Raw genomic sequence first — 14,934 nt, 5'->3', positions numbered from 1 at the left:
TTTTGAAAAACGATATCTCTGCTTTTCATTCATAAAATAAATGACAATATTTTACTATTGATTCGATAAACTTAATCTGACTGAAAATGGAAGTAACAATAAAAAAGAGTATGGAATATTACCACACTCTTTTTGTTTAACGTCTTGTTTTCTTAATTAGAAAGAGTTATTCTTCCCCCCCCCCAAGATACTCAAAGTAAAGCACTGTTGCGGCAACACGGGAATGTACGTTTAATTTTCTTAATAGATTTCGGATATGGACCTTCACTGTTTCTTCCGAAATGAAGAGGCGTGTAGCAATCTGTTTATTAGATAAACCAGTTGCAATAAGTTTAAGCACTTCCATTTCTCGTTCTGTTAATATTTCGATTGGGTTTTGTTCTGGACGTTGTTCTAAGAGTAAATCTTTTATTGAATCACTCAAAATTATTTCACCTTGTGCAATTAGCTTAATTTGCTGAAGGAGTACATCAGGTTCTGTATCTTTTAGTAGATAACCATCAGCACCAGCATCGACCAGAGCAAAAACATCACTTTTAGCATCTGAAACGGTTAAAATAATAATTCGTGCATCAATGCCTTCTTCACGCAATACTTTTAAGGTATCTAATCCAGAGAGACCTTTCATATTTAAATCAAGAATAATTAAATCGGGAGAGGTGGCTAATGCAATATTTATCCCTTCAGTACCATTACTGGCATCTCCGATAACTTTAAACGTATCGTCTAACTCTAATAATTGCTTTATGCCTCGACGTATTAATGGATGATCGTCAATAAGTAAAACTTTCATTGTATCTGACATTTTTCTCATTTTCCCCTGTTTATGATGACACCAAATGACTAAAAAACGGCACAATTTTTATTCCATTTGCACCAGGTAATATTTGATAAAACTGTGGATAGTTGAAATTTTGTGGCACAATTTTATACGGATTTTCGTTTCCATCCAACCCCGCTGATTGATAAATATAATTTATCTCTTGAATTTTTTGTTCTTTTTCCCCCTCACAATTGCGATAAATTTCGATATGATTTTTTTCATCTAAAATATAAACATTAAAGGTTTTATCTAAATTATTTTCAAAGAAAAACTGTAAAAAACCTTCACTAGCAAAGGTATCAATTTCATAAGGATATTGATGACGTGTTTGAGGAAGCACGGTATTATCAATAATATCTTGTGGTTCCACATCAAAATCGGCATTATCGATTAATGAAATATTTTGCACTTCCTGTAGGCTAATACCTCGTTCTTCAAAGAAGAATTGCCAGTTTTTTCCAGCAACACGTAATAGATTATTTTGCGGTATATCGCTAATACCTACTTGAATATTAATACATTTATTAATCAGAGCTGTAACAATATTGCGTAAGGTTTTTTGATAATATTTGCTGTAACAAAAGACATTCACGCTTTGTGGTGAAGTTGCTCCGCGATAAATTTTATTCGAGAGGACTTTTAATGCCAATAAAATGGCATTTGGACCTTCAAAATGCAAGGTGCGGATTTCATTCCATAAATTGCGATAGGTGAGATCAATGCTGCCCACTAAACTTTCTTCATCAGGTCCAAAGCTGAACAGATCGCTGGCAACAATGGTAGCTTTGGCTTCAGACAAATGGCGAGTTGGATCACGGGTAAGATTAATCGACACCACCAAATTTTTGATCTCGCAACTGTGGTTTAATTCCTCATTGCTTGCTACTGGCACGGTGGCAGGTAGGGATAAACGCAAATTGGTAACAAATTGGCGGAGCTTAGCTAAATCCACGTTCGGGCTGAAAATGTACAGCTCCGTTTTCGGTGTGAGCAATCGGTTGAAATACGCCCACGCCACTAATTTGTTGAGATTTTCACTGTATTCCACATAGCGTTGTTGCTCAAAACCACGAATGTCTGGGGTTTGATTCACCAAATACCAGCCGTCTTTAAAAGTGCGGTTATTTTTGACCTCAATAAATGTGATGGCATTTTCTGAGAGATCAGAAGAAATCATCGTATTGAGCAGAGTAATTTTGCCCGGTAACTCTTCAAAGGCAGTATAAAGTTTGCGGGTTAGAATGCTAATATCTTGCGGCATTATGCTGGAATTGACCTTATATTTGCGGGCAAATTGCATTAAATGCCGATAGCTAAACATTAAAAATTTGATCAGATTATTATGGCTTTCTTTTACTCGTTTTATTTTCCAATAAGGTCGCTGATTAAGTTCCTGTACTAAGGCATTTGACCAGCCCCAAGTTTGAGCGAGGTTTTGCAACTGGGCTAATCGCCACGTTTGTCTATTCACTTTAACGTTGTATTCATTGGCTTTAATGTAAAAACAACGACGAACAAATTCCAAGCGGCGGAGGTCGTTAGTGTGAATTAAATAATTAGTTACTCGTTCCAACATTGTGAGGTAAGGATCAAAATGATGTTTTTTATCCCCACTCAATAAACGAGCTTTAAATTCTTGGGCAATTAAATAAGTGTCGGGATAATCAACGGAATAGGTTTCCAAAAGCAAAATTTTCAACACTGATTTATAAGGTGAATCGATCCCTTTATAGAGTTGCCATAGACTCGCCCCGAAATATTCATTAGCAGACAACGCCCCCAAGCCACCAAAATCCACCCAATCATTGGGATCAATGATCTTTTCTTCAATTAAGCGATGTACTTCATTTTCATACTCTTTTTCCTTTTCCACGGCTAAATGAAGCCACAACAAGGGCTTGCCCGCTAAGCGAATGGCAGAACGATAAAATTCATCAAGCAGCAGCATATATTGAGCTGAGCCACAATTTTCAGCGGTGAGCGGATCGGCATAGCGGATACAGCGGAAGCGTTGCTGATCGATTAAATACAAGCTGATTTCAACCCCAAGTGAGATCGCCCATTCCTGCAATGCCAATAATTTTTGGCGTAGCATATCGCGATCTGTTGGGCTGATTTGCTGATGATGACACACCCAAATATCCAGATCTGATGCGGACGTTTGGCTAATGGAGGCGATACTGCCCATCACATACACGCCAAGAATAGGGAAAAAAGTGCGGTGCGAAAACGGCGAGTTTTCCGCTTCCGCTAAGGTTAAATTAAATTGACGAGCGAGAAAATCCTGTTGGTAATCCGATAACACAAAATCAGCAATCCCTGCTGGGGCGTTTTCAATATAGCCCGGCAATGCACTGTGATTTAAGTGCAACAACAATGAAATGGTTTGGAATACTTGATTAAATTGTGGCGAGCTGCCTGAAATTGCTCGCTCAATGCGACGTTTATCCAAATATTCAACTTGCTTTTTTGCACTATTGATGTCGTAATTCAATTTATATCCTAGGAAAAAGAGAATGATAATTGAAGAATTTCCTCACAATTGTGCAGGAAAAACTGAAGTATTACTCTATCACTTGCCCCGTCTGAAAGCAAAAAAATTAAATGAAAACTGACATTTTTCAGTAACAGTGATAGGATAAGCCAACTATTTCTAATCTGATTTTTGGCATAATGACAACAAAAACTTTGCTCAAAATTGCAACTCGCCGTAGCCCCTTAGCCTTATGGCAAGCAAATTACATTAAAGATCGTTTAACCCAGCTTTATCCGCACCTGCAAGTGGAACTGATTCCAATGGTAACCAAAGGCGATGTCATTTTAGATACGCCACTGGCAAAAATTGGTGGAAAAGGCTTATTTGTCAAAGAATTAGAAAATGCGTTATTAACAGGCGAAGCCGACATTGCGGTACATTCAATGAAAGATGTGCCGATGACCTTTCCCGCTGGTTTAGGATTAAGCGTGATTTGCAAACGCGAAGATCCGCGAGATGCTTTTGTGTCTAACACTTATCGCACTTTAGCAGAACTCCCAGCGGGAGCGGTGGTTGGCACATCAAGCCTACGCCGTCAATGCCAGCTCAAAGCCTTACGCCCTGATTTAAAAATTCAATCGTTACGCGGCAATGTGGGGACGCGTTTAAGCAAATTAGATAACGGCGATTATGACGCGATTATCCTCGCCGCGGCGGGCTTAATTCGGCTCGAAATGGCAGATCGCATCGCCTCTTTTATTGATACCGAAACCTCGCTCCCCGCAGCGGGGCAAGGGGCAGTGGGAATTGAGTGCCGTCTTGATGATGTGGAAGTGCAACAATTGCTAGCCCCCCTTGCTGACCCCGAAACCACCGCGTGCGTTTTGGCTGAGCGAGCAATGAATCACCACTTACAAGGCGGTTGCCAAGTGCCGATTGGCGGCTATGCGGTGGTTCGTGGCGATCAACTGTATCTTAAAGCCTTAGTGGGCAAGGTTGATGGTAGCCAAATTATTCGTGCCGAAGCACAAAGTGCGGTGCAAAATTCGCACCAATTAGGCGTGCAAGTGGCAGAACGCCTCTTACAACAAGGGGCAGATGACATTTTACGCACGCTCGGCGTGTAAAAGTGCGGTCGGTTTTTCACCTTATTTTTATGGGAAAAGGCAAATGGCAGTGTTAATTACCCGTCCTGATGAAAAAGGCACTCAGCTTCTCGCAATGCTTAATAAAGCGGGCATTGCCGCCTTGCATATGCCGCTGTTTTCCATTCAAGCAGGGGCGGAACTCAACCAGCTTCCCCGCCAGTTAAACCAGCTCAACGCGGGGGATTATGTATTCATTGTATCGCAAAATGCCATTCGTTATAGTGATCAAACCTTGCAACAAGCGGGCTTTCCATGGCGGGAGGATTTACATTATTTTACCGTTGGACGGCGAACCGCGTTGGCATTTGCCAGTCAAACAGAACGGAGCATTGCCTATCCCTTTGCACAAGAAACCAGCGAGGGGGTGCTAGCCTTGCCCGCAATGGCAGATTTACAAGGGAAAAACGTGCTGATTTTGCGTGGCAATGGCGGGCGAGCGTTTTTCGCTGAGCAAGCTATTCTACGAGGAGCGACCATTCACACCTTAGAATGTTATCGCCGTGAGCCGATCAGCTATGACAAGGCGGAACAAACCAGTATGCTGAAACGGGCGGGAATCAACCGAATTATTGTCACCAGTGCAGAAATTTTATCGTCATTGCTGGATTTTGTGCCAAAAAATGAACATAATTGGCTAACCTCTTGCAGTGTAATTACCGTGAGCAAACGTCTGAAACATCTTGCTCACGCAATGGGCTGGGAAAAGGTGATTGTTTCCCCTCGAGCAGACAATCCCACCTTGCTCGCCACCTTATTGCAACCTAATTCGTTTTGACAATCATAAGGAATACATTATGGCTAAATATCAGGCAAAAAAAGCGGGGCAGAATCCCGTTACGGAGAATACACAACATAGCACAGCGGATAACGCTCAGCCCGATACTGAGGCAGAAGCAACAGTAGATGCAAAAATAGAGGAAAACACTGAGACGCAAACTGAGATGCAAGAAAACGACGCAATAGACAATGCCCAAACCCAAGACAATACAAAGGAACAGCCAATGCAAGAAAAACAAACGAATACAATCAATGAACCACCTGTTCAAGCTGAAAGGGTGATCGTCAAAAAAGGGGGCAAAGGCATTGCGATTTTGGCTTTACTCGTCGCCTTAGGTTTAGGCGGGGCGGGCTATTATTTTGCTGAACAGCATTTAACACAAGTGCAAGGTAGACTCACCGCCTTAGAACAGCGTGCTGTGCCTGCTAATGTGCAAGGTTTGATGGATAGCGAGTTGGCGACATTGAAACAAGATCAGTCGAAAATCGCACAACTGACGGAAACCAGCCAAGCCACTAATGAAAAACTCATCGCGTTAGAAAAAATGGTTGCCATTAAAGAGCAACAAATCACCGCTCTGCAAAGCCAAGTCAGCACGTTGAGCAACGCCCAAAAAGCTGCTCAGCCGAATGATTGGTTACTGTCTGAAGTGGATTTCTTATTAAACAATGCGTTACGCAAATTAGTGCTGGATAATGATGTGGATACCGCGGTTTCGCTATTAAAAGTAGCAGATGAAACTCTGAGTAAAGTGTCTGATCCTCGCGTTATCAATGTGCGTACTGCCATTAATAGTGATTTAAAACAACTCTTATCCGTTAATAACATCGATCAAAATGCCATTATGCAGCGTCTTTCACAGCTTGCGAACAACGTGGATGAATTAACCGTGCTAAATGTAAATTTTGATGATCCAAATCCCGCTAACGAAAAATTAAGTGGTTCTTGGGACGATTGGAAAGAAAATGCAGAAAAAAGTGCGGTGTCTTTTTTGAATCATTTTATCCGCATTACGCCAAAAAATGCCGATAGCCGTGCCTTGCTTGCACCAAACCAAGATATTTACTTGCGTGAGAACATTCGTCTGCGTTTACAGCTCGCAATTATGGCTGTGCCTCGTCAGCAAAATGACCTCTATAAGCAGTCTTTAGAAATGGTTGCCTCTTGGGTGAGAAGTTATTTTGATACCAATACCGAAGTCGCACAAAATTTCTTAAATGAAATTGATGAATTGGCAGATCAATCTATCTATGTTGATGTGCCAAACCATCTTAACAGTTTGAATTTACTTGATAAATTGCTAAACAAACCATCACAAGAAGTACAAAAAATTGAGCTTTCTGTTGATAAAGAGGTCGCAAAAGAAAATACAGAAGAAATCAAAACTGAAAGCCCAGCCGAATCAGTGAACGCCGCAGCAGAAGCGAATAGTGCGGAACACAATAGCGACAGCTCAAGCAACGAAACACCAAACAACGAAAACAAAAGTGCGGTAGAAAAATCACCAGAATCTGAAGCCCCACAACAGTAGAGGAAATAGCAATGTTTAGAACCCTATTTTTAATGCTGGTGTTACTTGCCGGCTTAATCGCAGGCCCTTATTTATCGGGCAAACAAGGCTATGTGTTGATTGAAACTAATAGCTACAGCATTGAAATGTCCATTACCACCCTTGTGATTTTCTTTGTAATCGCAATGGCGGTGGTGTACGGTATTGAGTGGATCATTACCAAATTCTGCCGTTTAAGTAACAGCACCTACGGTTGGTTCTCCCGCCGTAAACGTCTCAAAGCCCAAAAACAAACCCTTGAAGGCTTAATGTTAATGGACGAAGGGCAATATTCTAAAGCCGAGAAATTGATTGGTAGAAATGCCAAACATTCTGATGAGCCGGTGTTGAACTTTATTAAAGCCGCCGAAGCTGCCCAACAGCGTGGCGATGAGTTTGGTGCAAATCGTTATTTGATTAAAGCGACCGAATTGGCAGGCACGGATAATCTGCTTGTCGAGATTGCACGCACGCGAATTTTGTTACAGCAAAATAAATTACCTGCCGCACGCAGTGCTATTGACAGCTTGCTTGAGATGACAAGCCGTAATAAGGAAGTGTTAAAACTAGCAGTAAATATTTACTTAAAATCTCACGCTTTCGAAGCCTTGGATAAAATTTTGGATCAAGTGGAAAAATCAGGGCTTTATTCCGACAAAGAATTTACCACCTTACAACATCGTGTTGAAGATGGCTTACTTGATGAAAAAATGAATGAAGAAGGCGTGGACGGCTTGCTAAAATGGTGGGACGATCAACCGCGTAAACGTCAAAATGATCTTTATGTGAAAGTGGGATTAATTCGCCGTTTAATTGACAGTGATGATCACGAAACCGCCTATAAATTGATCTTAGAAGCCTTGAAAAAGGTGGACGACAACAGCCCACTGGTACAACAACTTTGCACGCAAATTACTCGTGTTCAACCAGTAGATAACAGCAAATTGCTGAAAATTATGGAAAAACGGGCGAAACAAAGTAAAGATCAAGGCTGTTGTTGCACAAACCGTGCTTTAGGTTACTTGTATGTGCGTAATGGTGAATTTGCCAAAGCAAGTGAAGCCTTCAAGAAAGTCATTGAAAATAAAGCGCAGCTTGAGCCAAATGATATGACAATGGCGACTTATGTGTTTGAGCAAAACGGGGAAAATGAATTGGCTAAACAACTTCAGCAAGAAAGTTTGAAATCTGCTATGTCGGTGCAAAACTTAGCCCCTGAAGAAAAGGAAAAAACGCCAGAAAATTCCACCGCACTTGCACAAACCACAGAAGTCAAAAATCCTTAGGGTAAACCCAATGCCCTGTCTTTCGGGGCATTTTTCTTTATGATAAAACTTCCAGATAATATCCAACAATTTTTGCAACAACAAACAGTGATGAGCATTGCCGTACATAGTGTACAAGGCTTTTGGGCAGCCAACTGCTTTTACGTGTTTGATGACAGCAATATCAGCCTGATTTTCTTTTCTTCCCTTTCCACCCAACACGCACAAATTATGCAACAAAGCGATCTGGTGGTTGGCACGATCGCTACTCAAACGGATCAAGTGAGCGAGATTGAAGGCGTGCAATTTAAAGGGCGTGCCATTTTGCTTAATGAAGATACCCGAAAATCCGCCCTTAAACGCTATTATGACCGTTACCCCTTTGTACGTTTAATGAACACGGATTTATGGCAAATTGAGCTTGATGAAATCAAACACACGTCAAATAAATTCGTTTTTGCCCAGAAAACTTACTGGCAAAGAGCAAGTGCGGTGTAATTTTTGATTATTTTGTCTAAATAAGTAAAAATCGCTTTTCTTTCTAGCAAAAAAGGGTACTATATCCCGTCCTTTGTAAGGCTTCGGCTTTACGAACCCCTGTTTTCCAAATTGGAAAAAATAAAAAAGCTGAAACGCTTTTTTTAATAAGTAGCGAGTCAAAATGCCCCATGGCATCTTATTTTGAAGAATAAGAAAGCTTAGGCTTCCCGCAAGGCACCCGACTTATTTTTTTAACCTCCTATTGAAGGTATGAATTAAATGACAAACACTCCTGTAAATCCAATCAACAACGCAACTAACGATTATTATCTCAACCGTCAAAATGCGATGGAATCAAACGTTCGTAGTTATCCTCGCAAACTCCCTCTCGCCATTGCCAAAGCCAAAGGCTGCTGGGTAACGGATGTGGAAGGGAATGAATATTTAGATTGCTTAGCTGGTGCAGGAACATTAGCCCTCGGGCATAATCACCCTGCGGTGATTGAAGCCATTCAAGATGTCTTAAACAGTGGCTTACCTTTACATACTTTAGATTTAACCACCCCATTGAAAGATGCTTTTACCGAAGAACTGCTTTCTTTCTTCCCGAAAGATCAGTATCGCTTGCAATTCTGTGGCCCTTCAGGTGCGGACGGCACAGAAGCGGCGGTAAAACTTGCCAAAACCTATACAGGACGCGGTAATGTGATCGCCTTTTCTGGTGGCTATCACGGAATGACCCACGGTTCGCTTTCAATGACGGGGAATTTAAACGCCAAAAATGCCGTGCAAAACTTAATGGCTGGCGTACAATTTATGCCTTATCCGCACGAATATCGCTGCCCATTGGGCTTAGGCGGTGAAGCGGGCGTTGAGGCTTTAACCTATTATTTTGAAAACTTTATTGAAGATGTGGAAAGCGGTGTGGTGAAACCTGCGGCGGTGATCCTTGAAGCCATTCAAGGGGAAGGCGGGGTGGTAACTGCACCGGTGAAATGGTTACAAAAAATCCGTGAAGTGACCAAAAAACACGGCATTGTGTTAATTCTAGATGAAGTACAAGCGGGCTTCTGCCGTTCAGGTAAAATGTTCGCCTTTGAACACGCGGGCATTGAGCCTGACATCGTAGTAATGTCAAAAGCGGTGGGCGGAAGTTTACCATTAGCGGTGCTAGCCATTCGCAAAGAATTTGACGCGTGGCAGCCAGCAGGACACACAGGCACATTCCGCGGCAACCAAATGGCAATGGCGACAGGTTATGCTTCACTCAAAATTATGCGTGAGCAAAACCTCGCACAAAATGCGGTGGAACGTGGGGATTTCTTACAAACTGAATTGAAAAAACTCGCTCAGCAATATCCTTGTATCGGTAACGTGCGTGGACGTGGTTTAATGATCGGGATTGAGATTGTTGATGAGCGTAAAGCGCAAGATCGCATTGGTGCTTATCCAGCAGATGGCGAACTGGCTGCAGCAATCCAAAAAGCTTGCTTTAACAATAAGCTATTGTTAGAACGTGGCGGTCGTGGTGGTAACGTGGTGCGTTTGCTTTGCCCACTCATCATCACCCAAGCGGAATGTGAAGAATTAATCAAACGCTTTACGCAATCTGTTGCTGACGCGTTGAAAGCCGTGCGTGGCTAATTGTTCATTTAGCTAACTGGGGTGTGTAACGCTCCTTTTAGCTATTTTTCTCTCAATCATCTTTCAGGAAATTCTCAATGGTCGATTTCGCAAAACACAAACAATCTCTTCTTTGCAATGATCCCCAATCTATCGCTGATTATGAAAAAAATATGGCAACCGCAATAAGTGCGGTCGGAAATTGGCTCAAAAATAACAAAATGTACACGGGTGGCAGCATTAAACAGCTACGCGAAGAAATTGCTTTTCAGCCCTCTCAAGCGGGTTTTGGTTTAGAAAAATCCTTAGATCGCTTAACGGAATTATTCTTAAATAAAAGCCTAAAAGTGCATCACCCTCATTCTTTAGCACACTTACATTGCCCAACAATGGTCGCCAGCCAAGTGGCAGAAGTGTTTATTAACGCTACCAACCAATCAATGGATTCTTGGGATCAAAGCCCAGCGGGTTCATTAATGGAAGTGCAATTGATCGAATGGTTGCGTGAAAAAGTGGGCTACGGCAAAGGCGACGCGGGCGTGTTCACCTCTGGCGGCACACAATCGAACCTAATGGGTGTGCTACTGGCACGAGATGCTTGCGTAGCAAAACACTGGAAAAATGCCGAAGGCAAAGAATGGTCGGTGCAACAAGATGGCTTGCCAGCCGAAGCCTTGCAACGGGTCAAAGTGCTATGTTCAGAAAATGCACATTTTTCAGTGCAAAAAAATATGGCAATGATGGGAATGGGATTCCAATCTGTTGTGAGCGTGCCTTGTAATGAAAATGCACAAATGGACGTCAATGCCTTGGCGGAAATTTTGGCAAATCTCAAAGCGGAAGGAAAATTAGTGGCGTGCATTGTGGCAACCGCAGGTACAACGGACGCAGGGGCAATCGATCCACTCAAAGACATTCGTAAATTGGCTGATCAGTATGATGCGTGGCTACACGTTGATGCCGCGTGGGGCGGGGCATTACTGCTTTCCAATGAATATCGCCATTGGTTAGACGGCTTAGAACTGGCTGATTCCGTTACCCTTGATTTCCACAAGCATTTCTTCCAAAGCATTTCCTGCGGTGCGTTTTTACTGCGTGATCCAGAAAATTATCGCTTCATCGACTACAAAGCGGATTATCTCAACTCAGAATATGATGAAGAACACGGTGTGCCTAACCTCGTGGCAAAATCCCTACAAACAACACGCCGTTTTGACGCGTTAAAATTATGGTTCACGGTGGAAGCTCTCGGTGAAGAACTGTATGGCTCAATGATCGACCACGGCGTGAAGCTCACACGTGAAGTGGCAGATTACATCAACGCCACCGCAGGCTTGGAACTGTTGGTTGAACCGCAATTTGCCTCTGTGCTTTTCCGCGTTGTACCGCCAAATTACCCTGCGGAATTTATTGATAATCTCAACCAAAATATCGCAGACGAACTCTTCGCTCGCGGCGAAGCCAATATTGGCGTAACCCGCGTGAATGGCGTACAGGCATTAAAAATGACCACCCTTAGCCCAATCGCCACCCTTGAAAACGTACAAGCCTTGCTTGGTCAAGTGCTGGCAACCGCTGATAACATAAAAGATGCGATCGTGGCCGGCAATTATGTGCCAGCGATTGATTGATCATAATCGACAAAATTGATTTTGTTGCCATAAAAGGGGACTCTTAGAGCAATACTTTGATGCAAAGGCTGTATAGAATGAAATCTATTCAGCCTTTATAGGAAAACTTAACCTAGATTACGAGACAGCTTTTGTAGTAGTCGATCCATTGCTCGATAAGAGAGGGCTTCGGCTAAGTGGGGGCGTTGAATTTGTGCTTCATTATTTAGATCGGCGATGGTGCGTGCGACTTTTAAAATGCGGTGGTAAGCACGCACTGAAAGCCCTAATTGGGTTAAGGTGTTTTCTAAAAAAGCCCCATCTTGTGCGGAGATTGCACAATCCCGTGCGATTTCTTTACTGGTGAGATGGGCGTTAATTTTTCCTGCACGAGCGAATTGTTGTTCACGAACCTGTAAAATCTTTGCTCTCACCTGTTCGCTGGTTTCCCCTTTATTTTCAATTTGTTGTAGCGTGCCTTTGGGAAGCAATGGTACTTCAATGGATAAATCAAAGCGATCTAAAAATGGTCCCGAAAGGCGATTTAAATAACGCATTACCTGCTGGGGGGAGGTGCGATTATGTACGCCCGTGTAATGCCCTGTGGGGCTAGGGTTCATTGCGGCAATAAGCTGAAATCTAGCGGGAAAACAAATTTTTGCATTGGCACGCGAAATAATAATTTCCCCACTTTCTAACGGCTGACGTAATGCGTCAAGCACTTTGCGATCAAATTCGGGCAGTTCATCTAAAAATAGTACGCCATTATGTGCTAGGGAAATTTCGCCTGGTCTTGGGATTGTTCCCCCACCCACCAAAGCAGGTAAGGAGGCACTATGGTGTGGCGAACGGAAAGGGCGTTGTTTCCAGTTATGAAAATTCAGCTCATTTTGCACTAAACTAGTTATGGAAGCGGTTTCAATGGCTTCTTGTTCCGTCATCTCAGGCAACAGCGTGGTTAAACGGCTGGCGAGCATTGTTTTGCCCGTGCCAGGTGGGCCGAGTAGGAGCAAATTATGTTGCCCTGCTGCGGCAATGGTTAAGGCTCGTTTAGCGTGCTGTTGTCCGATAATATCTGTGAGATCTTGGGGATTTTTGCAAGAAAAATCTACCGCACTTGGTGTCGTGAAATCTGAGGCAAGGGGGAGTTTTAATGTATCATTAAGAAACTGTACCACTTCAAGCAAATTTTGAGCGATGTAACTCTCTTGATCAGCGACTAGGGCGGCTTCATTCGCGTTGGATTTCGCAATTATGGTACGACGCTTTACCTTTCTTGCAGCTAAAATCGCAGGAATAATGCCGTGTACGCCACGCAGATGTCCCGTTAAAGCCAACTCGCCTAATAACTCAAATTGTTTGAGTGCTTGAGGATTTACTTGATCGGAAGCGGCTAAAATGCCAATTGCAATGGGCAAATCAAACCGTCCACCGTCCTTAGGTAAATCCGCAGGGGCAAGATTCACGGTAATTCGCTTGGCAGGATATTTGAAATTGGCATTTAATAACGCACTTCGCACGCGATCTTGTGCTTCTTTCACCGTTTTTTCTGGTAATCCCACAAGGGTAAAACCTGGCTTTCCATTGCTTAAATGCACCTCAATGGTAACTAAGGGAGCTTGAACCCCCATTGACGCACGACTGTAAACGATAGCTAATGACATTGATACTATTTTTGATTTATGGAATAGCTCTGTAAGATAATGCAATAAGTAATAAAGAAAAGAGTTATTATATTTTTTTGCGATCTAGATCGAGAGATAATTTTGAATTATATATTTTTATCATAAGTAAGTATTAGAGCTAAGCATAGTAAGAGAATGGACTGATATAATTGAAGTGAAAAAAGATGAGTTAAAATAGTACAAAAAGTAAAACCATCTTCTAGTATCTATTGCGTGGAAGTATTTGAATACATAAAATAGCTACTCGATAAGTAAATGAGGTTTATTTTTTTAATAAATCTTACATTCCTTAATAGTAGAAATTCTAATGATAGAACAACAATCCAGCTTAGCAGATCAAAAACGTAAAACTGTTGAAACCGCAGAATTTACCCCAGATGGTCGCTATAAACGTAAAGTGCGTAGCTTTGTCCTTCGTACGGGACGATTAAGTGATTTCCAACGTAATATGATGAACGATCACTGGCATATTTATGGCTTGTCTCATCAAGACCAGCCTTTTGATTTTAAAGAGATTTATGGGAATGATAACCCTGTTGTCTTAGAAATTGGCTTTGGAATGGGTAAGTCCCTCGTGGAAATGGCGGAGCAAAATCCAGATAAAAATTATTTGGGTATTGAAGTGCATACACCCGGTGTAGGTGCGTGTATTGCCTATGCGGTAGAAAAAAAGGTGAAAAATTTGCGGGTTATTTGCCACGATGCTACAGAAATTTTGCGTGATTGTATTGCTGATGGAAGTCTTGCTGGTTTACAGCTCTTTTTTCCCGACCCTTGGCATAAAGCAAAACATCATAAGCGTCGTATTGTTCAGCCTCATTTCGTGCAGACTGTATGCGAAAAATTGGCGAACCAGGGTTTTATTCATATGGCGACAGATTGGGAAAATTACGCAGAACAAATGTTAGAGGTATTACAGAAGAATACTCAACTCTGTAATACTTCTGAGACCGATGATTATATTCCACGTCCAGAAAGTCGCCCGTTGACTAAATTCGAGCAACGAGGTTACCGTTTAGGACATAGTGTATGGGATTTATATTTTATTAAAACTGGATAATATTATCCTAAAATAAGAGGAAAAAACGATGGCGATTCAACGCAACAGAAGACAACGTAAAAAAATGCACCTTGCCGAATTCCAAGAATTGGGTTTTTTAGTGAATTGGCAATTTCCAGAAAATACCCCGATTGATAAAGTAGATGAAATGGTTGATCGCTTTATTTTTGAAGTAATTCGTGCAAATGGTTTGGCTTATGAAGGAAGTGGTTATTTGCATTGGGAGGGATTGGTTTGTTTAGAGAAAATTGGGAAATGTAATGAATCTCACCGTGAATTAGTTAAAAGCTGGCTAGAAAGTAATGGGTTACAGCATATTGAAATTAGCGAGTTATTTGATATTTGGTGGGAATACCCAACGAAATAATTTTTAAAAAATCCCACATTAGTGGGATTTTTTCTTTTTTCAATGTCGTGTGGGGCGTATTTCACCCTAA

General features: G+C 42.0%; 12 protein-coding genes. 9 read left to right on the top strand and 3 right to left on the bottom strand.

Annotation, left to right across the window (positions count from 1 at the left end):
• Positions 1-166: 166 nt before the first annotated feature.
• Together HBL79_RS10180 and HBL79_RS10175 are read right to left on the bottom strand one after the other, a co-directional pair.
• Complete coding sequence (locus HBL79_RS10180) at positions 167-805, bottom strand: response regulator (protein WP_167316922.1); 639 nt, start codon at positions 803-805, stop codon at positions 167-169.
• A 19-nt stretch (positions 806-824) separates the two neighbouring features.
• A complete protein-coding gene (locus tag HBL79_RS10175) occupies positions 825-3,317 on the bottom strand; it encodes a class I adenylate cyclase (RefSeq protein WP_035686484.1) in 2,493 nt (830 codons plus the stop codon).
• A 179-nt stretch (positions 3,318-3,496) separates the two neighbouring features.
• On the opposite strand from HBL79_RS10175, the gene hemC reads away from it, so the two are divergent.
• The 7 genes from hemC to HBL79_RS10140 all read left to right on the top strand — a co-directional run bounded on the left by hemC (position 3,497) and on the right by HBL79_RS10140 (position 11,773).
• On the top strand, positions 3,497-4,426 hold the full coding sequence (hemC, locus tag HBL79_RS10170; RefSeq protein ID WP_035686482.1) for a hydroxymethylbilane synthase: 930 nt from the start codon (positions 3,497-3,499) through the stop codon (positions 4,424-4,426).
• Positions 4,427-4,469: 43 nt separating this feature from the next.
• Complete coding sequence (locus HBL79_RS10165) at positions 4,470-5,222, top strand: uroporphyrinogen-III synthase (protein ID WP_035686658.1); 753 nt, start codon at positions 4,470-4,472, stop codon at positions 5,220-5,222.
• 19 nt (positions 5,223-5,241) lie between these two features.
• Positions 5,242-6,756, top strand: coding sequence for a uroporphyrinogen-III C-methyltransferase (locus HBL79_RS10160; RefSeq protein WP_035686480.1), 1,515 nt, complete (start codon positions 5,242-5,244; stop codon positions 6,754-6,756).
• An 11-nt stretch (positions 6,757-6,767) separates the two neighbouring features.
• Entirely contained in the window at positions 6,768-8,060 is a 1,293-nt protein-coding gene (locus tag HBL79_RS10155; protein ID WP_035686479.1) for a heme biosynthesis protein HemY, read from the top strand.
• 39 nt (positions 8,061-8,099) lie between these two features.
• A complete protein-coding gene (locus HBL79_RS10150) occupies positions 8,100-8,537 on the top strand; it encodes a PNPOx family protein (RefSeq protein ID WP_035686475.1) in 438 nt (145 codons plus the stop codon).
• Between the two features lie 261 nt (positions 8,538-8,798).
• Entirely contained in the window at positions 8,799-10,163 is a 1,365-nt protein-coding gene (locus HBL79_RS10145) for a diaminobutyrate--2-oxoglutarate transaminase (RefSeq protein WP_035686462.1), read from the top strand.
• Between the two features lie 77 nt (positions 10,164-10,240).
• The gene (locus HBL79_RS10140; protein WP_046097282.1) at positions 10,241-11,773 is read left to right on the top strand and encodes a pyridoxal phosphate-dependent decarboxylase family protein; all 1,533 of its coding nucleotides are present in this window, start codon (positions 10,241-10,243) and stop codon (positions 11,771-11,773) included.
• Positions 11,774-11,880: 107 nt separating this feature from the next.
• On the opposite strand, the gene HBL79_RS10135 is transcribed toward HBL79_RS10140, so the two are convergent.
• The gene (locus HBL79_RS10135) at positions 11,881-13,416 is read right to left on the bottom strand and encodes a YifB family Mg chelatase-like AAA ATPase (protein WP_035686457.1); all 1,536 of its coding nucleotides are present in this window, start codon (positions 13,414-13,416) and stop codon (positions 11,881-11,883) included.
• 328 nt (positions 13,417-13,744) lie between these two features.
• On the opposite strand from HBL79_RS10135, the gene trmB reads away from it, so the two are divergent.
• The gene (gene trmB, locus HBL79_RS10130; RefSeq protein ID WP_035686455.1) at positions 13,745-14,497 is read left to right on the top strand and encodes a tRNA (guanosine(46)-N7)-methyltransferase TrmB; all 753 of its coding nucleotides are present in this window, start codon (positions 13,745-13,747) and stop codon (positions 14,495-14,497) included.
• 28 nt (positions 14,498-14,525) lie between these two features.
• Positions 14,526-14,864: a YggL family protein gene (locus tag HBL79_RS10125; protein ID WP_035686453.1), complete on the top strand. Its 339-nt coding sequence runs from the start codon at positions 14,526-14,528 to the stop codon at positions 14,862-14,864.
• Positions 14,865-14,934: the final 70 nt, after the last annotated feature.

It is taken from the genome of Avibacterium paragallinarum (genome assembly GCF_011765605.1).
Taxonomy (GTDB): Bacteria; Pseudomonadota; Gammaproteobacteria; order Enterobacterales; family Pasteurellaceae; genus Avibacterium; species Avibacterium paragallinarum.
Note: the sequence above shows the minus strand (reverse complement) of the source record. Positions and strands in the feature narration are given on the sequence as shown.